This is a genomic window from Ancylobacter sp. G4_0304 (assembly GCF_047501495.1).
Classification (GTDB): Bacteria; Pseudomonadota; Alphaproteobacteria; order Rhizobiales; family Xanthobacteraceae; genus Ancylobacter.
The window spans coordinates 1-22,727 of the sequence record NZ_JAZDRM010000051.1 but is presented as its reverse complement, the minus strand read 5'-3'; the positions used below and the strand labels follow the sequence as shown (position 1 = coordinate 22,727).

Annotated in this window: 17 protein-coding genes, 2 tRNA genes and 1 pseudogene; 10 read left to right on the top strand and 10 right to left on the bottom strand. The window is 66.7% G+C overall.

All coding sequences use genetic code 11. The features are described from left to right. Nucleotides 1-2,146 (top strand): AAA family ATPase (locus VRZ77_RS20340; RefSeq protein WP_414594399.1); only part of this gene is annotated, 2,146 nt, incomplete at its 5' end. 128 nt (nt 2,147-2,274) lie between these two features. Continuing rightward, nucleotides 2,275-2,493 carry a helix-turn-helix transcriptional regulator gene (locus VRZ77_RS20335; RefSeq protein ID WP_414594398.1) on the top strand — a complete coding sequence of 73 codons (219 nt, stop codon included), beginning with the start codon at nt 2,275-2,277 and terminating at the stop codon, nt 2,491-2,493. 110 nt (nt 2,494-2,603) lie between these two features. On the opposite strand, the gene VRZ77_RS20330 is transcribed toward VRZ77_RS20335, so the two are convergent. The 5 genes and pseudogenes from VRZ77_RS20330 to VRZ77_RS20310 form a co-directional block, all read right to left on the bottom strand. After that, nucleotides 2,604-4,163 carry a Fic family protein gene (locus tag VRZ77_RS20330; protein WP_414594397.1) on the bottom strand — a complete coding sequence of 520 codons (1,560 nt, stop codon included), beginning with the start codon at nt 4,161-4,163 and terminating at the stop codon, nt 2,604-2,606. Nucleotides 4,164-4,447: 284 nt separating this feature from the next. Then, nucleotides 4,448-5,721: pseudogene (locus VRZ77_RS20325) on the bottom strand (tyrosine-type recombinase/integrase). A 201-nt stretch (nt 5,722-5,922) separates the two neighbouring features. Continuing rightward, nucleotides 5,923-5,998: transfer RNA gene (locus tag VRZ77_RS20320), tRNA-Asn, on the bottom strand. Nucleotides 5,999-6,097: 99 nt separating this feature from the next. Next, a complete protein-coding gene (locus tag VRZ77_RS20315) occupies nt 6,098-7,897 on the bottom strand; it encodes an ABC transporter ATP-binding protein (RefSeq protein ID WP_414594396.1) in 1,800 nt (599 codons plus the stop codon). A gap of 213 nt (nt 7,898-8,110) precedes the next feature. Continuing rightward, a tRNA-Cys gene (locus tag VRZ77_RS20310) sits at nt 8,111-8,184 on the bottom strand. A gap of 242 nt (nt 8,185-8,426) precedes the next feature. On the opposite strand from VRZ77_RS20310, the gene VRZ77_RS20305 reads away from it, so the two are divergent. The 5 genes from VRZ77_RS20305 (at nt 8,427) to VRZ77_RS20285 (ending at nt 15,838) form a co-directional block, all read left to right on the top strand. After that, on the top strand, nt 8,427-9,089 hold the full coding sequence (locus VRZ77_RS20305) for a protein-L-isoaspartate O-methyltransferase family protein (protein WP_414594395.1): 663 nt from the start codon (nt 8,427-8,429) through the stop codon (nt 9,087-9,089). Nucleotides 9,090-9,268: 179 nt separating this feature from the next. Continuing rightward, entirely contained in the window at nt 9,269-10,678 is a 1,410-nt protein-coding gene (locus tag VRZ77_RS20300; protein WP_414594394.1) for a TolC family outer membrane protein, read from the top strand. A 192-nt stretch (nt 10,679-10,870) separates the two neighbouring features. After that, a complete protein-coding gene (locus tag VRZ77_RS20295; RefSeq protein WP_414594393.1) occupies nt 10,871-11,887 on the top strand; it encodes a DUF2497 domain-containing protein in 1,017 nt (338 codons plus the stop codon). A gap of 245 nt (nt 11,888-12,132) precedes the next feature. Beyond that, nucleotides 12,133-14,970 (top strand): valine--tRNA ligase, encoded by a 2,838-nt coding sequence (locus VRZ77_RS20290; protein WP_414594392.1) that lies wholly within the window; start codon nt 12,133-12,135, stop codon nt 14,968-14,970. Between the two features lie 154 nt (nt 14,971-15,124). After that, nucleotides 15,125-15,838 carry an MgtC/SapB family protein gene (locus VRZ77_RS20285; protein WP_414594391.1) on the top strand — a complete coding sequence of 238 codons (714 nt, stop codon included), beginning with the start codon at nt 15,125-15,127 and terminating at the stop codon, nt 15,836-15,838. Nucleotides 15,839-15,857: 19 nt separating this feature from the next. Here the strand turns inward: VRZ77_RS20285 and VRZ77_RS20280 are convergent, their stop codons facing one another. Next, nucleotides 15,858-16,046 carry a hypothetical protein gene (locus tag VRZ77_RS20280; protein WP_414594390.1) on the bottom strand — a complete coding sequence of 63 codons (189 nt, stop codon included), beginning with the start codon at nt 16,044-16,046 and terminating at the stop codon, nt 15,858-15,860. A 361-nt stretch (nt 16,047-16,407) separates the two neighbouring features. Here VRZ77_RS20280 and ilvD point away from each other — a divergent pair, with 361 nt between their 5' ends. Together ilvD and VRZ77_RS20270 are read left to right on the top strand one after the other, a co-directional pair. Then, complete coding sequence (gene ilvD / locus VRZ77_RS20275) at nt 16,408-18,135, top strand: dihydroxy-acid dehydratase (protein ID WP_414594389.1); 1,728 nt, start codon at nt 16,408-16,410, stop codon at nt 18,133-18,135. Further along, nucleotides 18,122-18,991, top strand: a complete 870-nt coding sequence (locus VRZ77_RS20270; protein ID WP_414594388.1) for a tetratricopeptide repeat protein — start codon at nt 18,122-18,124, stop codon at nt 18,989-18,991. Before ilvD ends, VRZ77_RS20270 begins: the two co-directional genes overlap by 14 nt. A gap of 28 nt (nt 18,992-19,019) precedes the next feature. Here the strand turns inward: VRZ77_RS20270 and xth are convergent, their stop codons facing one another. The 4 genes from xth to VRZ77_RS20250 form a co-directional block, all read right to left on the bottom strand. Beyond that, nucleotides 19,020-19,808, bottom strand: coding sequence for an exodeoxyribonuclease III (gene xth / locus VRZ77_RS20265; protein ID WP_414594387.1), 789 nt, complete (start codon nt 19,806-19,808; stop codon nt 19,020-19,022). Nucleotides 19,809-19,906: 98 nt separating this feature from the next. Continuing rightward, nucleotides 19,907-20,035, bottom strand: coding sequence for a hypothetical protein (locus tag VRZ77_RS20260; protein ID WP_414594386.1), 129 nt, complete (start codon nt 20,033-20,035; stop codon nt 19,907-19,909). Nucleotides 20,036-20,142: 107 nt separating this feature from the next. Beyond that, a complete protein-coding gene (locus VRZ77_RS20255) occupies nt 20,143-20,892 on the bottom strand; it encodes a 5'-methylthioadenosine/adenosylhomocysteine nucleosidase (RefSeq protein ID WP_414594385.1) in 750 nt (249 codons plus the stop codon). Beyond that, nucleotides 20,892-21,260: a HesB/IscA family protein gene (locus VRZ77_RS20250; protein WP_414594384.1), complete on the bottom strand. Its 369-nt coding sequence runs from the start codon at nt 21,258-21,260 to the stop codon at nt 20,892-20,894. Before VRZ77_RS20250 ends, VRZ77_RS20255 begins: the two co-directional genes overlap by 1 nt. A gap of 111 nt (nt 21,261-21,371) precedes the next feature. On the opposite strand from VRZ77_RS20250, the gene VRZ77_RS20245 reads away from it, so the two are divergent. Then, nucleotides 21,372-22,559: a deoxyguanosinetriphosphate triphosphohydrolase gene (locus tag VRZ77_RS20245; protein WP_414594383.1), complete on the top strand. Its 1,188-nt coding sequence runs from the start codon at nt 21,372-21,374 to the stop codon at nt 22,557-22,559. The last annotated feature ends 168 nt before the right edge of the window (nt 22,560-22,727 follow it).

Below are 22,727 nucleotides of genomic sequence, written 5' to 3'. Positions count from 1 at the left end.
CGGGATCGAGCAGTTCAACGAGGTGATGGGTGCGATGGGCCGTGCGCCCGATCTCGTCGAGCTCGGCAAGGATGGGCGGGGCGAAGATCGCTTCACCACGCGGCAGATGATCGAGGCCGAGCAGCGCTTGCATAGGGCCGCCGAGATGATGGCGGAGCGCGAGCGCCATGCGGTGAACGAGAGAGATCGCGAAGCTGCTCTGGCCCGCGCAGTTGAGCGCGGGCTCGTTCTCTCCGGCGAGCAGTCCGACGCACTGGCGCACATCACCGGCACGCGCGATCTCGGCATCGTCGTCGGTTATGCCGGGACGGGGAAGGGCGCCATGCTGGGTGTGGCGCGCGAGGCCTGGGAAGCGGCCGGCCTGGAGGTTCGCGGCGTCGCGCTGTCCGGTATCGCGGCGCAGAATCTGGAGAGCGGATCGGGCATCACGTCGCGCACCATTGCCAGCCTCGAACATGGCTGGGGGCAAGGCCGGAATCTGCTCACCTCGCGCGATGTTCTGGTGATCGACGAGGCCGGCATGGTTGGCACGCGCCAGCTGGAGCGCGTGCTGTCCCATGCTGCGGATGTTGGCGCCAAGGTGGTGCTGGTTGGCGATCCGCAGCAGTTGCAATCCATCGAGGCGGGCGCGGCCTTCCGCTCGCTCGTCGAGCGTCACGGTGGCGCGGAGATCAGCGAGGTGCGCCGCCAGCGCGCGGAGTGGCAGCGCGACGCCACGCGCGATCTGGCGACTGGCAGGATCGGCAATGCTGTTGAAGCCTATGAGCGGAACGGCATGGTGCATGCCGCACAAACGCGGGAGCAGGCGCGCGGCGAGCTGATCGACCGCTGGGACCGTGACCGGCAGGCCGCATCTAACCGCAGCCGCATCATTCTCACCCACACTAATGACGAGGTGAGCGCTCTCAACCAGACCGCCCGCGACCGCATGCGGGAAGCCGGCGATCTCGGCGAGGAGGTGCGCGTCACTGTGGAACGCGGGGAGCGTTTCTTCGCCCGCGGCGACCGTGTGATGTTCCTGCAGAACGAGCGCGGGCTGGGCGTGAAGAACGGAACGCTTGGCAGCATCGAACAGGTCAGCGCGCAGTCCATGTCCGTGCGCACGGACGATGGCCGAACCGTTTCTTTCGACCTGAAGGACTACGACCGCATCGACCATGGCTATGCCGCCACGATCCACAAGTCACAGGGCATGACGGTAGACCGCACCCATGTGCTGGCGACGCCCGGCATGGACGCTCATTCCAGCTATGTCGCGCTATCGCGTCATTGCGATGGGATAGAGCTGCACTTTGGCCGCGACGACTTCGCCAATGGCGATCGGCTGGTGCGCACCCTGTCGCGTGACCGAGCCAAGGACATGGCGTCGGACTATGCGCGCTCCGATCCGGCAAAGGCCTATGCCGAGCGCCGCGGCATCACCTTCCGCCAGCGTGTCGTCGAGATCGTGCGCAAGGTCCCGGAAAAGCTGCGCGACCTCGTCGACACTCTCACGCCGTCCGTAGACATTGCACAGGACGCACCAGCCCTGCGCGAGGAGCGAGGAAACAAAGTCAGGCCAATCACCCAGGAGCCTCCCGAGGATCCAGAGGCGGTGCTGCGGCAGGCGCGATCCCGCGCGCTTGTTCGGCATGCCCGTGCGTGGGATGCGATCCTCTCTACGGCCGACGCGACCGGCCAGGGAACGCCTGAGCAGCTGCGCGAGCTCACTGATGCCCGCAAGGCCTTCGAGGAGGTGCGGCCCCATGGCTGGCGCGATGCGGAAGCGGCCTATGAGAAGAACCCGGAGCTGGTGCACGAGGCCGCCGACGGTAAACTCAATCGCACCATCCGGGCCCTGCAGCTTGAAACCGAAATCCGCTCCGATCCGGAGCGCCGCGCCGGCCAATTTGTCGAGCGCTGGAAGAAGCTCGACCAGCAGCGTCAACGCCAGTACAGCGACGGCGATTATTCCGGCTACAAGGCTACCCGCGTCCAGATGGGCGACATGGCACGAAGCTTGGAGCGCGACCCGCAGCTTGAATCCCTTCTCGCCGCTCGCAAGAAGGAACTGGGCGTCAGCTTTGAGACCGGCCGCAGTCTTAGCCGAGAACTCGCCCTTAGCCACGGCATCGACTTCGACCGCAGCTGTGGCCTTGGTCTCTGACCTGTCCGATATGCCGCCGCCACTTCGCCACGCCCCACCCGCGCTGTTCATCCTCTTGCCGGTCGACGGCCCCATGCCTTGTCTGGAGCAGGCGCCCTCAGGCGCATCCAGCAGGAGGCAGCACCACCATGCAGACACCAGAGCGTATCATCCGCCTGAAGACCGTTCTCGCCCGCACCGGCCTGTCCCGCTCCACCATCTATCGCAAGATCGCCGAGGGCACCTTCCCCGCCCAGCTCAGGATCAGCACCAACGGCGCTGGCTGGAGGGAATCCGATATCAACCGATGGGTTGCCGATCCGCCGCGATGGCCGGCAGGGGACGAGACGGTAGTCGATGGGTTTTGATAGCGGGCCGACGATTCGGCGAAACAGCGCCGATGTTGTCGCTTGCCAAGCTTCCGATGGAGGTGGCACGTTTTCATCGATTGAAGGCAGAGCGCTGTGCGCGGCCGCCTCTACTCCCCATCGCGATCAGAGGCAAACGCCGCCGCGTAGGCGCCTTCGACCCGCTCGATCTCGTCGGCCCTCAGCTCTTGGAACTCCTGCTCCCGGGCACGCTTTGAGAGAACTCCTTCATTCTGGCGCAGTAAGCGGAAGAGGAGATCGACGGTGCGATCCGGCATGTCGACAATCTGTCCGATCGCGACGCGGAACGCGTCATATGCCCGCAGGAAGCGCGTCTCGGCCGGCAGGTCGATCTCGATCGTGCGCTCCACGCATGCGTAGAGGAATTCTGCGTGGGGCGTCGCATCAAAATACCGGTAGAAATCCGCCGTCTCATTCAGCACCCGGACGTTGCCGGTCGGCGTCGGCTCCCATTGGATAAAGGGAAGGAGGCGGGCGGACCAGCTTTCCAGCGTCCGCCGATAATCATCGATCCGATCGAGGATCGCCGCGGAGATAGGAAAAACAACCCCCGGCGGATTGAACCCGCGTTCAGCAAGGACGTGATGGATCAGGTAGCGGTGCAGGCGCCCGTTCCCATCCTCGAAGGGATGGATGTAGACGAAGCCGAAGGCCAGCGCGGCGGCTGCGATCACCGGATCAACTTGGCGCTCCGCTGCCGTGCGGTCGAAGGCCACCAACCCGCGGATGAGATCATGCAGGTCCTCATGCCGGGCACTGATATGATCGGGCAGTGGCATACGGGTGTCGCGTTCATGCTCGCCGACGAACCCGCCCTCCGTGCGCAGTCCAAGCTGGACGAAGCGCGCATCTCCGATGACGATGCGCTGAAGCCTTAAGAGCTCGTCAAGGTCGAAGGAGCGTCGGCCTGCCTCGCCGATGGCGCGACCCCAGCGCTGGATACGATCCTGCGTCGGATGCTCCCCCTCGATGGCGAAGCTGGAGCGGGAATCCTTCAGCAGCAGGAAAGCTGCGGTGCGGGCGAGCAGATCGCGCGGCACGTCGGCAATCGCGGCGCGCGCCCGTTCGGCGAGATTCCTGTCGTGGAAGGCCTTGAGAGCTTCCGTCGCAAAAACCATGGGGCAGAAGGCTGGCGTGCCAGGCAGGTTGTTCCTGACACGATGGCGGGTCGACGTGGTTCCGGACGCCGCCCATTGCAGGTCGGGATCGACGACTAGGGCATAGGCTCCCTTTTCTGCGGCCGGAAGATCGAGCGTCTCGCCAAGCAGCCATTCATAGAGAAACCAGACGCGCCTTGCGTAGGAGCCGGTCGGCGTTGCGCGCACCAGCGCTTCGATTGGCGCCGGACCCGTGGTGCGAAAAAGTGTCTTGAGGACGAGAAGATCGAGCCCCTCATATTTCAGGGCGAAGGTGAGGTGGCCTTCGAGATTGGCGGCTGGCGCATGGCGCGGCGTGTATATGCGCCAGCCATCCTGTTCATAGAGACGGTGATGAGCTCCGATGGCGCAGAGTGTCCGCGGCAACGGCACGGCAAGGCCGAACGCGCCGATGAGTGCGGCGTAGCCGGCGGGGGTCGCGTCTTCAGGCAGTGACCGGTCGTGAAAAACCGTAACCGGCCCTGAAAAATCGTATGTCGTGCCGTCGCTCATGAAAAAGCATTCTTGTGCGTCGCGGATGGCGTGGCCCGAAAGACTATCCTGAAAAAGTCGTAACTATCCATGAAAAATGATAACAAAAGCCCATCTTATCTGAATTTTGCGCCTATGCGCGCGGCGAGCGACTGTCAGTTCTCAGTGCCACTCAAGAACGGTCGCTTCGAGCGGCGCCGCGGATCGACAGCTTTCACGTCGTCCGACAGCGGCCCGGTAGAGGCGCCGCAGGATAGCCGCACTCAAGCCTCCCCCACTAACAGGGGAAGCGCCGTCGACGGCCGTCACTGGCGAACTGATTGAAGCTTTGCGGGCCTGCGCTGGGGATGGGCTTGGGTGCTGGCTTCCGCGATGGCCGCCTCTCGAAGCCGATCCAACTCGTCTGCCCACCACTGCATCATCAACACGCGTTCGTCCCAATGCTCGCCGCGGGTATATGCCCGGCGCACATTATTGCCCTCAACATGGGCGAGCTGCCGCTCAATCGCGTCGGGATGCCAACGCCGACTCGCATTGGCGAGCGTGGCAAACGCGGCTCGAAAACCGTGGGCGGTCATTTTCTCCGCCCCTATATCCAGGCGGCGTAGCGCGAAGTTCAGAGTGTTCTCGCTCATCGGCTTCCTAACCGATACGGTCGCAAGAAACATGAAGGAACTGATCCCGCTTCGGGTGGCGTCGCGCAATTCCTGCAAGGTGGCTACGGCCTGTAAGGGCAGGGGCGTGCGGTGTGGTCGGCGCATCTTGGTTCTGCTGGCTGGAACGATCCAGACCCCCGCTTCAAGGTCAATCTCGTCCCACGTGGCGGCGCGGAGTTCGCCGGGACGGAGCGCAAGCAGGGCGAGCAGCTTCAGGCCTGCGACTGTCGTTTCCTGACCCTTCGTCCAGCCATAGATGGCCGCCATAAGCTCGCCAAGCCGCTTCGGGCGTGTGATGGCGGCGCGGTGATTGGTCGTGGGTGCGATAAGTGCGCCTCGCAGATCCGCCGTTACATCCCGTTCTGCGCGGCTGGTTGCGATCGCATAACGGAACATCTGACCGATGATGCTGCGGGAGCGGCGCGCGGTCTCGTAGTGCCCCTTGACCTCCACCGCCCTCAGGACGGCAAGAATCTCGGGCGGTGTGATCTCGGCGATGGGGCGGTTGCGAAGAGGGGCTGCGATTTCCTCCAGCAGCCAGTGCGCCTTCAGGAGGGTGGCCTCGGCTCGCCCTTCCTTAGTCATCTTGTCGATGAACTCCGTCGCAATGACCCCGAAGGTACTCGCTGCGGCGGCGACAGACGCCGCGACGGCGGCCTTGTTGGCTCGTTTGTTGGCTCCGGGGTCTACTCCCGAGGTCAATAACCTCTTGGCTTCGTCGCGCAGCCGCCGCGCATCGGCCAGCGAAATGAGCGGATAGGCCCATGGGTGAGTTTCTTCTGTTTGCCCGCGAATCTGTAGGCCTGCTGCCAGACCCGGGCGCCGTTGGGCTTCACGAAAAGATAGAGGCCACCACCGTCGGAAAGTTTGTATTCGCCTTCCCGGCCTTTGGCCGTCCGGCACGCGGCATCTGACAAGGCCATGTTCGCCATCCCTGCTGATCGCTGGGATCACGAAAACACGGCCTACAGGCCAACAACAAGGCCAACAAATTCGTGGGATGGGGTGGCTCTGGCTGATCCCGGCTGGGACAGCGAGCTGAGGCTGGAAATCAAATTATCCAGCAATTTCAATGGATAGGAGAGTGCTTTGGGAGAAGCTGAGCCGCCCCGGAAACGGGGGAGTGGCTCCCTGAGCAGGACTCGAACCTGCGACCATTCGATTAACAGTCGAACGCTCTACCAACTGAGCTATCAGGGAACGGAGGCGCCGGGCAGAGCCGCCAAGCGCGTCACGCCGGGGGCATATAGCAACGCAGGATCGGTTTGTGAAGCCGCTCCCGCGTGGCTGTGGATATCGTTACGCGCTCAGGCGCTCTTCCTGCCCCGCGAACTGGAGCTGGTGGAAGGAATAATAGCGCCCGCGCCGCGCGATCAGTTCGTCGTGGCGTCCGCTCTCGATCAGGCGCCCGCCCTCGATCACGCAGATGCGGTCGGCGTTGACCACCGTCTGCAGGCGATGGGCGATCACCAGCGTCGTGCGGTGCATCTGGAGAGAGCGCAGCGCCTTCTGCACCTCGGCCTCGGATTCGCTGTCCAGCGCCGCGGTGGCCTCGTCCAGCAGCAGGATCGGCGCGTTCTTCAGGAAGGCGCGGGCGATCGCGATGCGCTGGCGCTGGCCGCCCGAGAGCTGGGCGCCGTGCTCGCCAACATGGGAATCATACCCGTCCGCGAAGGTCATGATGAAATCATGCGCGTGGGCGGAGCGGGCGGCCTGCTGGATTTCCTCGTCGCTCGCGCCCGGACGGCCGGCGGCGATATTGTCGCGGATAGTGCCGGAGAACAGGAACACGTCCTGGCTCACCATGCCCACCGCTTCGCGCACCGACTGACGGGTCAGATGCTCGACATTCTGCCCGTCGATGGAAATGGTGCCCGACTCGACATCGTAGAACCGCTCGATCAGCGCCATCACCGTGCTCTTGCCGCCGCCCGAAGGGCCGACCAGCGCGGTGGTCTTGCCGGCCTCAGCCACGAAGGACAGGCCGCGCAGCACCGGCTCGTTTTCACGATAGCCGAAGAAGACGTCATCGAACGCGATCTCGCCGCCCTTGAGCTGGAGGTCCGGCGTGCCGGGCGGGTCGTTCTCGATCGGCTTGAGGTCGAGAATCTGGAACAGCATGCGCGCGCCCAGCAAATGCGTCGTCATGTCGATGTTGAGTCGGGCGAGCCGCTTGGCGGGCTCGTAGCTCAGCAGCAGCGCGGTGATCACCGAGAAGAATTCGCCCGGGGTGCGCCCGCCATGGAGCACGCCCCAGCCGGCATACATGACCACCAGGCCGATCGCGACGCCGCCAAGGGCCTCCATCAGCGGGCCTGCCTGCGACTGGGCGCGGATCATCCGGTTGGACGCCTTCTCCAACCCGTCGATGCGGCCATAGATGCGGGCGCGCAGGTCGTCCTCCATGGTGAAGGACTTCACGGTGCGGATGCCCTGAAACACCTCGATGGATTCGGTCATGATCTGCACCGCGGCGTAGAATTCGCGCGAGAAGATCTTCTGCACCTTGCGAATGAGGCTGCGCACGCCGCCGACCGCGATCGGCATCACGACCAGGCCGATCACCGCCATGAACGGGTCCTGGATGATCATCACCGCGGTGAGGCCGATCACCGAGAGCAGGTCGCGGCCGAGGCTGGTGATCAGCAGGTTGAGCACATTGCGGGCGCCCTGCGCACCGGCATTGAAGCGCAGCATGATCTCGGCGGTGTGCGAGCCGCTGAAATAGCGGACATCCTGCGAGAACAGCCGGTCGAGCACGCGCTTCTGGTTGTCGGCGATGATACGGTTGCCGACCTTCGCCAGCGCCACCGCCTGGCCATAGGTGGCGAAGCCCTTGATGATGCTCAGCGCCAGCACGGCGCCGGAGAGAATCCAGATCGCCGCCGAATTCTGCTCGACGAAGATGCGGTTGATCACGTCGCCCATCAGATAGGCGAGGCCCGAGGTTGTCGCGGCCATGATCCCCATGAAGAAGAAGGAGATCGCGTAGCCCTTCCAGTGGCGGCGCCCGTCCGTCAGGAGCAGCCGCCCGATCGTATCCCGGGTCTCGGGACTGATCAGGTTGCGGAAAGCATTGGCCAATTTGGGAGGCACCATCAGGCGGTTCCTTTCCGGCAAGAAGCTTGGGGCCCGCGGGCGAGGACCCTTGTCGTCGCGCGGCCGGTCGCGCGCGGAGCATCATCAACGACGATCATGACGTGTTGTCAAACCTTGGCAGTCCTTTATCCGAGGCAGGACCGGACGCCTCGATCCGGCACATCACGCGTCGCCGACGGCAAGATTGAGGCCGTCGGCGACGCGTGCGTGAACTGGAGGCCACGGAGGGAATCGAACCCCCGTACGCGGATTTGCAGTCCGCTGCGTAACCACTCCGCCACGTGGCCGAAGCCTGGGCGGCCCTGCCGGGCCAGCCCGGGCAGCGGCCTCATAACAGAGCCTTTCGCGCTCGGCAACGCGCCATCCACATGCGAATGGCTCCGGCACGGCCGAGCGGGGACGGATTGCGACATTTGGAAACCTTCGAGAAGACTTGCCAACGGACGGGCCTGCGCAATACTCATGCCGTGTTTCCTGGCCGTTTCTCCGGCTACCGCCCGTCGCCGCTTTCCTGTTTCGAGGTTTACCGATGATCGATTTCGCCGAGATGCGCCGCGCCATGGTCGACGCGCAGGTTCGTGCCAACGACGTGACCGATCTGCGCATCGTGGCGGCCATGCTGGAGACCCCGCGCGAAAAATTCGTGCCCGCCAGCCTCAAGAACTTCGCCTATATCGACGACGACCTGCTGGTGAAGCCGGGCACCCCCGCGCGCTACCTGATGGAGCCGATGGTTCTGGCGCGCCTGCTGCAGGCCGCCGCGGTCGCACCGGATGCGCTGGTGCTCGATGTCGGCGCCGCCACCGGCTATTCCACCGCCGTTCTCGCCCGCCTCGCCGGGCAGGTCGTGGCGCTGGAGGAGGATGCCGAGCTCGCGGGGCAGGGCACCCGGATTCTGGAGGAACTCGGGCTGCTCAATGCCGCCTATGTGCAGGGCCCGATGAACGCGGGCTGGGCGGGCGAGGCGCCCTACGACGTGATTCTGCTGAACGGTTCGGTAGACGAGGTGCCGCCGGCGCTGCTGTCGCAGCTCAAGCCCGAGGGCCGACTCGTTTGTGTGGTCGGCCGTGGCCGCTCGGGCCGCGCGAGCATCTACACCAATACCACCGGCGGTATCGGCTCGCGCATCGCCTTCGACGCGGCGGTGCCGGTCCTCCCCGGTTTCGAGGCCCGCCCGGGCTTTGTATTCTGAGGCTTCCCCGCGGGAGCTGTGGCCGAACTGTCGCGCTCGACGCAAAACGCCCGCGGCGCCGAACCGGCCGGTTCACATACCGGCGCGCAGCCCCTATCCTATTAAGGACCGATTAAAGGATTGAGGCCGCGCCTGATGGGCGGCCTCAGAAAAAGCTAGCGTTCGCAGGGGTTTGGACCATGTGGGTTTCTGCTACCGGAGGCAGGGTCGTCGCATCTGTGGCGACCGCGCTTTTCCTCGCGAGTGCGCTGCCGGCTTATTCGCAGACCCTCGATCAGGCGCTTTCGGCAGCCTATCAGAACAATCCGACGCTCAACTCCCAGCGCGCGGCCACCCGCGCGACCGACGAATACGTGCCGATCGCGCTGTCGGGCTACCGCCCGCAGGTGTTCGGCAGTGCCTTCGTCGGCATGCAGTGGGCGGAGACGCGGGTCGATTCGGCCTATGCCCAGGCGCTCGGCACCGGGGCGATCAGCAATAACAAGACCTATCCCTCGGGCGTCGGCATCACCATCGCGCAGACCATCTATGACGGCCTGCGCACCGCCAATTCGGTGCGCGGCGCCGAGTCGCAGGTGAGGGGCCAGCGCGAGCTGCTGCGCAACACCGAGCAGCTCGTGCTGCTGGACGCGGCGACCGCCTATATGAACGTGCTGCAGAACGGCGCGCTGGTGGAGCTGCAGAAGCAGAACCTCGAAGCGCTGCGTGAAGAGCTGCGCGCGGCCCGCGACCGTTTCGCGGTGGGCGAGATCACCCGCACCGACGTCGCCCAGGCCGAGGCCAGCGTGGCGAATGCGGAAAGCGAGCTCTCGCTGGCCGAATCCAACCTCAACACCTCGAACGCGGTGTTCTTCCAGGTCACCGGGCTGCGTCCGGCGAAGCTGACGCCCGGCCGCCCGATCGACGGGCTGCTGGCGAAGTCGCAGGCGCGCGCGGTCGAGTTGGGCTTGTCCCGCCACCCCGCCGTCAAGGCGGCGGAATTCGCGGTGGACGCCGCGCTGTCGAACGTAAAGGTGGCCGAGGGCGCGCTCTCGCCGACCCTGACGCTGAACGGCTCGGCCTCGTCCAACTACAACAATTCGGCCAATGTCGAGCGCCAGACCTCGGCCGCGGCCTCGCTGAACCTCTCCGTGCCGATCTACCAGGGCGGCGCCGAGTTCGCGACCATCCGCCAGACCAAGGAAACGCTTGGCCAGATGCGCATCGAGGTCGATGTGAACCGCGAGCAGGTTCGCGCCAATGTCGTGCAGTACTGGGGCGCCCTCGAAGCGGCCAAGGCGGCGATCGAATCGGCTCAGGCTTCCGTGGCCGCCAACGAGATCGCGCTGCGTGGCGTGCGCGAGGAGTGGCGTGTCGGCCAGCGCACCACGCTCGACGTGCTGAACGCGCAGACCGCGCTGTTCAATGCCCGCGCCAGCCTCGTCATCGCCCAGCGCGACCGCGTGGTGGCGTCCTATGCCGTGCTGTCCGCCAGCGGCGAGCTCAGCTCCACCAGGCTCGGGCTCAAGGTTGCGACCTATAACCCCAAGGTCCATTACGACCAGGTCCGCGATGCCTGGTTCGGCGTGCGCACGCCCGGCGGACAGTGAGAACGGACGGCGCGTGCGCCGTCCACAATCTTGACGGGCGTCCTGCGTGGCGCCCACCTTTTCCCGGTGCCATATTTACGTGATGTTAACGGAGTGATTCGCCCCGATTCGGCGACATTTCCGTCGGTGTGGCGTCGTTTCAACAATCGGATGCAGCGCATGTCGGTGAGTGCGAGGGCCAACGAGCCGTCCATGGAAGAGATTCTCGCCTCCATCCGCCGCATCATCTCCGACGATGTCGCGGCCGATGCGGCCAGTAGCCGTGCGCCGGAGCCCACCGCTCCCGCAGTGGAGGCCGCCGAGGCGCCCAGCCGCGAGGCCGAGCCCGCCCGTCCGGTCGTCTCCGAGCCGCGTGCCCCGGAAGCTCGCATCTCCCAAGATCGCGCGTCAGAGCCGCGCGCCTTCGCTCGTCCGCTGGTGGCGCCCGCGCCGCGCGCGGCGGCCGGCTACACCCCGGCGGCGGCCCGCCGCCCGCTGGCCGATCCTTACGCTCCGCGCAGCTATGGCGTCTCGCGCGCCGCGCCGGAGCCGGCACCGCAGGCCAATGCCGAGCCGGCGGTCGACGAGCTCGATCTCGACGCCCCCTTCGCCGCCGCGCTGATGGATCTCGCCCTCGTCGAACAGGCGGTGCAGGCCGAACTCGCTGCCGTTCCGGCAGAGCTGTTTCAGCCTGCGGCGATCCCCGCAGTCGACGAGGCGCCCGCGAGCGACGCGGCGGTTGCCGAAACGTCCGCGCCGGCGGGCGTCGCGCTGGATGCTGCCGTCCAGGACGAACACGACTCTCCCGTGGCCGCTTCCTGGGCCGCCGCGACTTCCGCCGAGCCGGCGCCCGCGCCGGCCGAAACCGCTCCCCCCGTGCCGGAGGCCGTCGACATGCAGGTGCAAGCCAAGCCCGCCCCTCTCTCGCCGCGTAGCCCGGCCTCGCCCGCCGCTTCGGTAGAGGCGCGCCCCGTGCCGCCGGTGCGGGCGCCTGAGTCGGCGGCCGAGCTGCCGCGTCCCGAGCGTCTGGTCTCCGCGCCGACCAACAGCGCGGTCGCGGCGTCCTTCGGCTCGCTCGCCCGCACCGTCGCCTCGAACTCGCGTTCGGTGGAGGATGTGGTGACCGAGGCGATCCGCCCGATGCTCAAGAGCTGGCTCGACGAGAACCTGCCGGCGCTGGTCGAGCGCCTCGTGCGCGCCGAGATCGAGCGCGTCGCCCGTCAGGGCTGACCTCCTCGTTTCAGCACTACCTTCTGCAAAGGCGGGTGCCCTCGCGGGTGGCCCGCCTTTGGTGCGTGAGGGGCCTCTCGCCGATGTCGTTGTTGACTCGGCCGGCCGGCTCCGCTTTCTCTCGCACCCATTCCAGAGCCCGCGCCGACCGGATCGGGCTCTCCTGTCTTGATCGTGAGCCCGTCCCGGCCCGAAGCGGCACGTCCGCCGGAGGGGAGGGCTCGAACGAGGTGCCCGGAGCCGTCATGCTCGATAACAGGTTCGATCCCGCCGCCGTCGAAGACCGCATCTACCAGGGCTGGCTGGATGCGCAGGCATTCAAGGCCGGGCGTCCCGAGCGGGCCGGCGCGCCGCCCTATTGCATCGTCATCCCGCCGCCGAACGTCACCGGCTCGCTCCACATGGGCCACGCGCTGAACAACACGCTGCAGGACGTGCTGTGCCGCTTCGAGCGCATGCGCGGCAAGGATGTGCTGTGGCAAGTCGGTACCGACCATGCCGGCATCGCCACCCAGATGGTGGTCGAGCGCCAGCTCGCCGAGCGCCAGCTTCCCGGCCGCCGCGAGATGGGCCGCGAGGCCTTCATCGAGCGCGTGTGGCAGTGGAAGGAGGAATCCGGCGGCACCATCATCAACCAGCTCAAGAAGCTGGGCGCCTCCTGTGACTGGTCGCGCGAGCGCTTCACCATGGATGAGGGCCTGTCCCGCGCCGTGCTGAAAGTGTTCGTCCGGCTCTACAAGGAAGGGCTGATCTACAAGGACAAGCGGCTGGTGAACTGGGACCCGAAGTTCCAGTCCGCCATTTCCGACCTAGAGGTGCTTCAGGTCGAGGTGAAGGGTCATCTCTGGCACTTCCGCTACCCGCTCGCCGACGGCGTGACCTACCAGCACCCGATCGCCTTCGACGAGAACAACCAGCCTTATGAGTTCGAGACCCGAGACTACATCGTGGTCGCGACCACACGCCCCGAGACCATGCTGGGCGACACCGCGGTCGCGGTGCACCCGGAAGACCCGCGCTATCAGGGCCTGGTCGCCGCCGGCGCCAAGGTGGTGCTGCCGCTGGTCGGCCGGCTGATCCCGATCGTCGCGGACGAGTATTCCGACCCGACCAAGGGCACCGGCGCGGTGAAGATCACCCCGGCGCACGACTTCAACGATTTCGAGGTCGGCCGCCGCCACGACCTGCCGATGATCAATGTGCTGGATTCGGAAGCGCGCCTCACCCTCAAGGGCAATGACGACTTCCTCGACGGCACGATTCCCGGCCCCGATCTTGACCTCGTGCTGGCGCTGGACGGGCTGAGCCGCGAGGCCGGCCGCAAGGCCGTGGTCGCGCTGATGGAGGAGCGCGGCCTGCTCGACAGGATCGAGCCGAACACCCATGCCGTGCCCCATGGCGACCGCTCCAACGTCGTGATCGAGCCCTGGCTCACCGACCAGTGGTATGTCGACGCCCACACGCTGGCGCAGCCGGCGCTGGCGGCGGTGCGCGAGGGGCGAACCTCCTTCGTGCCGAAGAACTGGGAGAAGACGTATTTCGAGTGGCTGGAGAACATCCAGCCTTGGTGCGTCTCGCGCCAGCTGTGGTGGGGCCACCAGATTCCGGCGTGGTACGGGCCGGACGGCAGCATCTTCGTCGAGGAGAGCGAGGAGGAGGCGGTCGCCGCCGCGCTCGCCCATTGCGTGCAGAACGGCATCATCACCGATGCCGAGGCGCAGGTGCTCGCCACGGATCCCGAGAAGCGCGCGGCGCTGATCACCCGCGACGAGGACGTGCTCGACACCTGGTTCTCCTCGGCGCTGTGGCCGTTCTCGACGCTCGGCTGGCCGGACGAGACCGGCGAACTCGCGCGCTTCTACCCGACCTCCGTGCTGATCACCGGCTTCGACATCATCTTCTTCTGGGTCGCCCGGATGATGATGATGGGCCTGCACTTCATGGACGGCGAAGTGCCGTTCAAGGACGTCTACATCCACGCCCTCGTCCGCGACGAGAAGGGCGCCAAGATGTCGAAGTCCAAGGGCAACGTCATCGACCCGCTCGACCTCGTGAACAAGTACGGCGCCGACGCGCTGCGCTTCACGCTGGCGGCGATGGCGGCGCAGGGGCGCGACATCAAGCTCGCCACCTCGCGCGTCGAGGGCTACCGCAATTTCGCGACCAAGCTGTGGAACGCCGCGCGCTTCGCCGAGATGAACGGCTGCGGGCGGGTCGAGGGCTTCAATCCTGCGGGCGTGCAGTCGGCGCTCAACCGCTGGATCCTGTCCGAGACCCAGAAGACGCTCGGTGAGATCACCAAGGCGCTGGAGGAGTACAAGTTCAACGAGGCGGCCGGCGCGGCCTATCGCTTCGTCTGGAACATCTTCTGCGACTGGTATCTGGAACTCGCCAAGCCGGTGTTCATGAACGCCGAGAACCCGCATCAGGCCGAGACCCGCGCCACCACCGCCTTCGTGCTGGATGAAATCCTGAAGCTGCTGCACCCGTTCATGCCGTTCCTCACCGAGGAGCTGTGGGCGCGCACCGCCGAGGGCGGCACCCCGCGCGAAAACCTGCTCGCGCTGTCCTCCTGGCCGGTGCTGAAAGATCTGGAGGCGCCCAATGCCGAGGCCGAGATGGGCTGGCTGGTCGATCTGGTCACCGAAATCCGCTCGGTGCGCGCGGAAATGAACGTGCCGGCGGGTGCGCAGATCCCGCTGGTCCTGGTCGGCGTGTCGGAGATCACCCGCGAGCGTGTCGGCGTGTGGAACGATGCGCTGGCACGTCTCGCCCGGCTGTCCTCCATCGCCTTCGAGCACGAGGCGCCGGCAGGGGCGGTGCAGATCGTTGTGCGCGGCGAGACGGCGGCGCTGCCGCTCGCCGGCATCATCGACATGGACGCGGAAGCCGGGCGCCTCGCCAAGGAACTGGCCAAGGCGAGCGACGAGATCGCCAAGATCGACGTGAAGCTCAACAACCCCGATTTCCTCTCCCGCGCCAAGGAAGAGGTGATCGAGGAGCAGCGCGAGCGCCGCGAGGCGGCCGATGCCCGCGCCGCGAAAATCCGCGAGGCGCTGGCAAGGCTCGGCAAGGGGGCGTGAGCAGAGGAGCGTGATCAAGGGGGCGTGAGCTATGGGCGCGGCCTTGCCGCTGCCCGTCATCGAAACGTCACCCGCCAGGCATTAGACCAGACAGGGCAGGGCGATGGCGCCCTGTCCGCCGCTGATCCGCGATAATGCGAGGCGAGACAGACCCATGCCGTTCATCGCCTCGTTCCAGTTCGCCGAACTCGGCAGCACGCTGGTCAGCCTGATCGTCGCCTTCGCGATGGGCACGCTGATCGGCGCCGAGCGGCAATACCGCCAGCGCATGGCGGGGCTGCGCACCAATGTGCTGGTGGCCATCGGCGCCTGCCAGTTTGTCGACATGGCGATGCATCTGAGCGGTCCGGACGGGGCGGTGCGTGTCGTCGCCTATGTGGTGTCCGGCATCGGCTTCCTCGGCGCCGGCGTGATCATGAAGGACGGCGCCAATATTTCCGGGCTCAACACCGCGGCGACGCTGTGGTGCTCCGCGGCGGTGGGCGCCTGCGCCGGGGCGGACCTCATCGCGCAGGCGATCCTGCTCACCGCCTTCGTGCTGGCCGGCAACACGCTGCTGCGTCCGCTGGTGCGGTGGATGGAGCGCCTGCCGCAGGGCGAGGAGAGCGAAGCCAGCTATGAGCTGATCGTGATCGGCCGGCTGGCCGACAGCGCCGATCTGCAGGCGCGGCTTTCCGCCGAGCTGGACAATGCCAGCTTTCCGGCCGCATCGATCGACGACGAGCCACGTCCCAACGACATGGTGGAGATCACGGCGCAGTTGGTCTCCACCGTGGCCTCGCGCCGGGAGCTGGACGATCTGGTCGCGCAGCTGCGGCGCCTGCCGCAGGTCTCCTCGGCGCATTGGGTGCGGAGCGCCGCCGACTGAAGGCCGGCGGCGGTTTTCCTTACCCGCGCTTGACGGTGCTGTCCGGCGCCGGGGTCTCGACCGGAGGCAGGAACTTGTCGAGTTCGGCGCGCAGCCGCTCGATCACGTCGGCCGCCTCGGAGAGTTCGTCCTCGATCTTGTCGCGCGGAAAGCGCTCGATATCCGCCGCCATCGCCCGCAGCCGTTCAACGATATTGCCGCTCGACATGTCCGTCAGGTCCTCTCGCAGGTGATTGGCGTGGTTCGGGATTGTGCTTTCCGCACAGGCGCGTGACACGCCGATGACAGGCAGTTGCCCTCGTGGAAGACATGCCGGGCGGTGCCGATGCGGACGGCAAGGAAAACTTAGCCATGGCGGCACTCGGCGCTCGGCCGTGGCTCTCCTGCACTACCGTTCGACGTGACGGATGTGCAACAGTGTCGCTCATTCGCAACCATAAGCGGAACCAGACCCTCCGGCGCCTAGAAGACGCCACAAACCGGCACGAAATCCGACAGACAGGTAGTGGAGAGTAGTGTCTCGGGTGCAGGGCCCGTGAATTCCGCTTCCGCCGGGAAAGTGCATAAAAATGGACGCCAAGACCATCATCGACAAGCGCAACCTGCCCAGCCGTCACGTCACGGAAGGGCCGTCGCGCGCGCCGCATCGTTCCTATCTTTATGCCATGGGCCTGACCCGGGAGCAGATTCACCAGCCGCTGGTGGGTGTCGCCTCCTGTTGGAACGAGGCCGCGCCTTGCAATATTTCGCTGATGCGCCAGGCGCAGGCGGTGAAGAAGGGCGTCTCCGCCGCCAATGGCACTCCGCGCGAGTTCTGCACCATCACCGTCACCGATGGCATCGCGATGGGCCACGAAGGCATGAAGGCCTCGCTGGCCTCGCGCGAGGTCATCGCCGACTCGGTCGAGCTGACGATTCGCGGTCATGCCTATGACGCGCTGGTCGGCCTCGCCGGCTGCGACAAGTCGCTGCCCGGCATGATGATGTCCATGGTGCGCCTCAACGTGCCGTCGATCTTCATCTATGGCGGCTCCATCCTTCCTGGTTCGTTCCGCGGCCAGCCGGTCACGGTGCAGGACCTGTTCGAGGCGGTCGGCAAGCACTCGGTCGGCGCCATGAACGACGAAGACCTCGATGAACTGGAGCAGGTGGCCTGCCCCTCGGCCGGTGCCTGCGGCGCGCAGTTCACCGCCAATACGATGGCGACGGTCTCCGAGGCGATCGGCCTTGCGCTGCCTTATTCGGCCGGCGCGCCCGCTCCTTACGAAATCCGCGACAAGTTCTGCATGGCCGCTGGCGAGCAGGTGATGGACCTCATCGCCCGCAACATCCGCCCCCGCGATATCGTGACCCGCAAGGCGCTGGAAAACGCGGCGACGGTGGTCGCGGCCTCCGGCGGCTCAACCAATGCCGGCCTGCACCTGCCGGCCATCGCCCATGAGGCGGGCATCAAGTTCGACCTGTTCGACGTCTGCGAGATCTTCAAGCGCACGCCCTACATCGCCGACCTCAAGCCGGGCGGCCGCTATGTCGCCAAGGACATGTTCGAGGCCGGCGGCATTCCGCTGCTGATGAAGACCCTGCTGGAGCACGGCTATCTGCACGGCGACTGCATGACGGTGACCGGCCGCACCATTGCCGAGAACCTTGCCTCGGTGAAGTGGAACCCGCACCAGGACGTGGTTCGCCCGGCCAATGACCCCATCACCGTCACCGGCGGCGTGGTCGGCCTCAAGGGCAATCTCGCCACTGAAGGCGCCATCGTGAAGGTTGCCGGCCTGAAGAACCAGAAGTTCTCGGGCCCGGCGCGCTGCTTCGACGGCGAGGAAGCCTGCTTCGAGGCGGTCACCAACCGCGCCTACAAGGAGGGCGAGGTGCTGGTGATCCGCTATGAAGGCCCGAAGGGCGGCCCCGGCATGCGCGAGATGCTGTCGACCACGGCGGCGCTCTACGGCCAGGGGATGGGCGACAAGGTGGCGCTGATCACCGACGGCCGCTTCTCCGGCGCGACGCGCGGCTTCTGCATCGGCCATGTCGGGCCGGAAGCGGCGGTCGGCGGGCCGATCGGCCTGCTGCGCGACGGCGACATCATCACCATCGACGCGATCGAGGGCACCCTCGACGTGGCGCTGTCGGACGAGGAACTCGCCGCCCGCAAGGCGGAGTGGGAGCCGCGTCCGTCTCCGGTTGGCTCGGGGGCTATCTGGAAGTTCGCGCAGGCCGTGGGACCCGCCCGTGATGGCGCGGTGACCCATCCCGGCGGCGCGGCCGAGACATCGTGCTATGCGGATATTTGACCGTTCACTCCTTCTCGCCGTTCTGGCGCTCGTCGCAACGCCGGCTGTCGCGCCGGCGTTCGACGGCACGGCCGGCCCCATTGCCCCGGCGCTGCCGGGGCCAGTGGTGCCGAGCGCGGTGATTCCGGGCGGCGCGCTCTCGGGCGCCATGCCGCGCGGCATCGATGAATCGGTGCGCTTCGGCACGCAGGCGCTGCGTTCCGGCGAGACCGAGAAGGGCGTCGATGCGCTGCGCTACGCGGCCGACCAGGGTCATGTCGGCGCGCAGTGGAAGCTCGGGCGCATGTATGTCGAGGGCGAGGGTGTCGAACGCAACGACATCAAGGCGTTCGAATACTTCACCCAGATCGCCAACATGCATGCCGACGACAACCCGTCGGCACCGCAGGCGCGCTTCGTCGCCAATGCCTTTGTCTCGCTCGGTGCCTATTACCTGATCGGGATTCCCAACAGCAATGTCCGCCGCGACCCCAACCGCGCGCGCGACATGTTCGCCTATGCCGCCTCCTATTTCGGCGACCCGGACGCGCAGTATCATCTGGCGCGGCTCTATATCGAGGGCACCGGCGTCAACCGCGACACCCGCCTTGCCGCCCGCTGGCTCGGCCTCGCCGCGCATAAGGGGCAATATCAGGCGCAGGCCGCGCTCGGCGGCATGCTGTTCAAGGGCGATGACGGCATCGCCCGCCAGGCCGCGCGCGGCCTGATGTGGCTGACGCTTGCCCGCGACGCCGCCGCCGGCCCGGACGATAAATGGGTCGTCGATCTCTATGAGGAGGCGTTCAGCTCGGCCAACTCCGATGAGCGCGCCATGGCCCTTGTCTATCTCGAACAATACATGAAGGCGACGCGCTGAGGCGCCGCCTCGCCGGCCTGACGGGATGTCAGGCGGCCAGATCGATATCCGCCCAGACCGGAACGTGATCGGACGGCTTCTCCCAGCCGCGCACATGCTTGTCGATGCCGACCCCCTTCAGCCGGTCCGCGGCCTGCGGCGACAGCAGCAGGTGGTCGATGCGGATGCCATTGTTCCGCGGCCAGGCGCCGGCCTGATAATCCCAGAATGTATAGAGTCCCGCCGCGTCGCTGGAGGCCCGCACCGCATCGGTGAGGCCAAGATTGATCAGCTCGCGGAAGGCAAGCCGCGTGCGCGGCAGATAAAGCGCATCGCCCTCCCAGGCGCGCGGATCGTGCACGTCCTCGGGCGCGGGAATGACATTGTAGTCGCCGGCGACGATCAGCGGTTCCTCATAGGCGAGGCGCTGCGCGATATGGGCTTTCAGCCGCGCCATCCAGCCGAGCTTGTAGGGATACTTCTCGGTGTCCGGCGGATTGCCGTTCGGCAGATAGATGCCGCACACCCGCACCACGCCCTTGCCGGTCGACACCACCACCTCGATGAAGCGCGACTGCACGTCGGCCTCGTCGCCCGGCAGGCCGGCGGTTACCTCGTCGAAGGGCAGGCGGGAGAGGATGGCGACGCCGTTGAAGCCCTTCTGGCCATGGACGGCGACGTTGTAGCCGGCGGCCTCGAAGGCCTCGCGCGGGAACTGCTCGTCCTGGCACTTGATCTCCTGCAGGCACACCACGTCCGGCTGGGTCTCCTTCAGCCAGGCCAGCGTGTTGTCGGTCCGCAGCCGGATCGAGTTGACGTTCCAGGTGGCGATGCGCATGGGCGTTGATCCGCGTGTCGGGAGGCCCGCCGCTTGCGGGCCCAGGTCGAGTCGGCGCGCAGAATGCGGCCTCGCGCCGGCCGGCGCAAATGCCGTCCTCAGCGGCGGCGGCGGATTTTCTCGTCGGCCACGCAATAGCGGCCATGCTGCCACGCGCCGTCGGTGAGCTTGCGGTCGAGATGATGCAGCGTGCGCATCAGGGCGACGATAAGAGACGAGAGCATCATGAAAGCCTCCATCGGCCGGGGTCGGCCGTGGCTTCAATATGGCGGCGGTCCGGTCAGCTTTCGATGGCGAAGGCGGGGCAGGGGGATAAAGCCGCGATAAAGACGCGTCACAGCACCGGAAGCAGCCGGCGCACGATCAGCGCCGAGGACATCGCCACCTCGTCCACGAAGGTCGCGAAGTCGAAATGCGACTGCGCCCCGGCGAGGTCCGACAAGGCGCGGATCACCAGCCACGGCACGCCGAACGCCTCGCAGACCTGCGCCATCGCCGCGCCTTCCATCTCCACCGCCGCCCCGCCCAGCTCCTCGAACAGCCGCACGCGCAGCGCCTCGCTGTTCACGAACTGATCGCCGGTCAGTACGCGCCCGACATGGAGCCGGGGCGGGCGGGAATTCGGGCTGGCGGAGAGCGGGGAGAGGGAGAGATCGGCGAGCGCGGCCTGCGCCCGGCGCAGAAGATCGGCATCGGCGGCGTGGCCGAGCCCCTCATAGGGCCGGAAGAACGGGAGGTGTCCGGCCTGATAGACCTTGAACCCGTCCGGGTCGGTAAAGCCGGCATCGTGCTGGAGCACATGGTCGGCGATCACCACGTCGCCAATGCTCAGGGCCGGGTCCAGCCCGCCGGCAATGCCGGAAAACAGCAGGGTGCGGGCCTTGAAGCGTTCCATCAGCAGCGTGGAGGCGATGGCGGCGTTGACCTTGCCCATGCCGGCCTGCGCCAGCACGACGCTGTGACCGTCGAGGCGGCCGGTATGGAAATCCATGCCGGCCACGCTGGTCGTGTCGTCGTGGTCGAGATTGTCGGCGAGATAAGCCAGTTCCTGCTGCAGCGCGCAGAGCACGCCGACGGGGCCCATCAGAGCGCGAAGCTCGTGCCGCAGCCGCACGAGGCGGTGGCGTGCGGGTTGGCGATCTTGAACGAGGCGCCGATCAGGTCGTCGACGAAATCGATGTGGGAGCCCGACATGTATTCGAGCGAGACCGGATCGATCACCACGGTCGCGCCGCCCTCGGCGATGACGATGTCGTCCGCCTCGCGCTCGCGGGTAATGTCGAACTTGTACTGGAAGCCCGAGCACCCGCCGCCTTCCACGCTGACGCGCAGCATGCTCTCCGGTGCCTCCTGGCTCAGGATTTCGGCGATGCGCCGCACCGCACTCGGCGTGACGCCGACGCTGTCGATCGTAGCGCTTTCCACCGGGACAATCGAAGGGCTTGAGCTCATGGCGCTGTCTTCGGGTTGAATGTGACCTGCCGCAATAGTTAAGTGCTGCCCGCCCCGAGTCAAAGGGGGCGGACGCATGGGAGACCCGCTCATGACGGCGGCGAGGGCCTGATGGCGGTGGCAGGAGCCGCTCCGCGCGCGCCATGGGCGTCGATGGCGGAGCAGAGCCGGGGACGGCTGTTCCCGGAGCCGGACAGCGGAGCGCGCAGCGCCTTCCGCCGCGATGCCGATCGGCTCATCCATTCCAGTGCCTTCCGGCGCCTCGCCTACAAGACGCAGGTGTTTTCCTATCACGAGGGCGACCACTACCGCACCCGGCTGACCCACACGCTGGAGGTGGTGCAGGTCGCGCGCTCGCTTGCCCGCGCGCTGGGGCTCGACGAGGACCTCGCCGAGACGCTGGCGCTGGCGCACGATCTCGGCCACCCGCCCTTCGCCCATGCCGGCGAGCGCGTGCTCGACGCCTGCATGGCGGAGTATGGCGGCTTCGACCACAACGCCCAGTCGCTGCGGGTCGTCACCAAGCTGGAGAATCGCTACCCGGCCTTTGACGGGCTCAATCTGAGCTGGGAAGTGCATGAGGGCATCGTCAAGCACAACGGCCCGCTCGCCGAACCGCTGCCGCATGCACTGGCGGTTCATGCCGAGCGGCAGGACCTGTGGCTGTGGAGCTGGCCGGGCGCCGAGGCGCAGGTCGCCGCGCTGGCCGACGACATCGCCTATGACGTGCACGACCTCGACGACGGCCTGCGTGCCGGCCTGTTCGCGGTCGACGAGATCGCCGGCCTGCCGCTGATCGGCGAGGTGGTCGGCGCCATCCGCGCGCAATGGCCGGGGCTCGACCTTCCCCGCATGATCCACGAGATCGGCCGGCGGGTGATCACGGTGCTGATCGAGGACGTGGTGGCCGAGACCGGGCGCCGCGTGGCGGCGGCGCAGCCTTCGAGCGCGGACGATGTGCGCCGGCTGGCCGGGCCGCTGGTCGCGTTCTCGCCCGCCATGGCGCAGGCCGAGCGCGCGGTGAAGGCGTTCCTGTTCCCGCGCATGTACCGCCATCCCCGGGTCATGGCGGAAATGGATGCCGCCGGCGAGGTGGTGCGCGCCTTGTTCGCGCGCTACATGGCCGACACGCTGGCGCTGCCGGCGGAATGGCGGGCCGGCATCGACGCGCTGCCGCCGCCGCGCCGCGCCCGGCGCATCGCCGATTTCCTCGCCGGCCAGACCGATCGTTACGCGCGGGCGGAACATGCAAGGCTGTTCGGGGGCGCCCCCGCTCGCGCGGCGGCGGTCACGCCATAAGAAGGCGCAAGCGGGCTCGAACGAGGCTCCATAAACCGCCCTTGTTGATTTCCACTGAGATCTGACCCGGCAGGAGCGGATTTTTCCATCGAGAACTGACCCATGTTTTCACCACGTCTCACGCGGCATCGCGGGGGACAGCGGAGTGATCTACATGGAGTTATTGAG

Excerpts from the sequence above, each read along its gene's own strand:
- VRZ77_RS20260 (WP_414594386.1), bottom strand. The coding sequence starts at position 20,035 with ATGATGCTCTCGTCTCTTATCGTCGCCCTGATGCGCACGCTGCATCAT.
- VRZ77_RS20330 (WP_414594397.1), bottom strand. The coding sequence starts at position 4,163 with ATGAGCGACGGCACGACATACGATTTTTCAGGGCCGGTTACGGTTTTT.
- VRZ77_RS20245 (WP_414594383.1), top strand. The coding sequence starts at position 21,372 with ATGGCGGTGGCAGGAGCCGCTCCGCGCGCGCCATGGGCGTCGATGGCG.
- VRZ77_RS20270 (WP_414594388.1), top strand. The coding sequence starts at position 18,122 with ATGCGGATATTTGACCGTTCACTCCTTCTCGCCGTTCTGGCGCTCGTC.
- VRZ77_RS20315 (WP_414594396.1), bottom strand. The coding sequence starts at position 7,897 with ATGGTGCCTCCCAAATTGGCCAATGCTTTCCGCAACCTGATCAGTCCC.
- VRZ77_RS20255 (WP_414594385.1), bottom strand. The coding sequence starts at position 20,892 with ATGGGCCCCGTCGGCGTGCTCTGCGCGCTGCAGCAGGAACTGGCTTAT.
- VRZ77_RS20285 (WP_414594391.1), top strand. The coding sequence starts at position 15,125 with ATGCCGTTCATCGCCTCGTTCCAGTTCGCCGAACTCGGCAGCACGCTG.
- VRZ77_RS20250 (WP_414594384.1), bottom strand. The coding sequence starts at position 21,260 with ATGAGCTCAAGCCCTTCGATTGTCCCGGTGGAAAGCGCTACGATCGAC.
- VRZ77_RS20335 (WP_414594398.1), top strand. The coding sequence starts at position 2,275 with ATGCAGACACCAGAGCGTATCATCCGCCTGAAGACCGTTCTCGCCCGC.
- VRZ77_RS20295 (WP_414594393.1), top strand. The coding sequence starts at position 10,871 with ATGGAAGAGATTCTCGCCTCCATCCGCCGCATCATCTCCGACGATGTC.
- xth (WP_414594387.1), bottom strand. The coding sequence starts at position 19,808 with ATGCGCATCGCCACCTGGAACGTCAACTCGATCCGGCTGCGGACCGAC.
- VRZ77_RS20280 (WP_414594390.1), bottom strand. The coding sequence starts at position 16,046 with ATGTCGAGCGGCAATATCGTTGAACGGCTGCGGGCGATGGCGGCGGAT.
- VRZ77_RS20300 (WP_414594394.1), top strand. The coding sequence starts at position 9,269 with ATGTGGGTTTCTGCTACCGGAGGCAGGGTCGTCGCATCTGTGGCGACC.
- ilvD (WP_414594389.1), top strand. The coding sequence starts at position 16,408 with ATGGACGCCAAGACCATCATCGACAAGCGCAACCTGCCCAGCCGTCAC.
- VRZ77_RS20290 (WP_414594392.1), top strand. The coding sequence starts at position 12,133 with ATGCTCGATAACAGGTTCGATCCCGCCGCCGTCGAAGACCGCATCTAC.
- VRZ77_RS20305 (WP_414594395.1), top strand. The coding sequence starts at position 8,427 with ATGATCGATTTCGCCGAGATGCGCCGCGCCATGGTCGACGCGCAGGTT.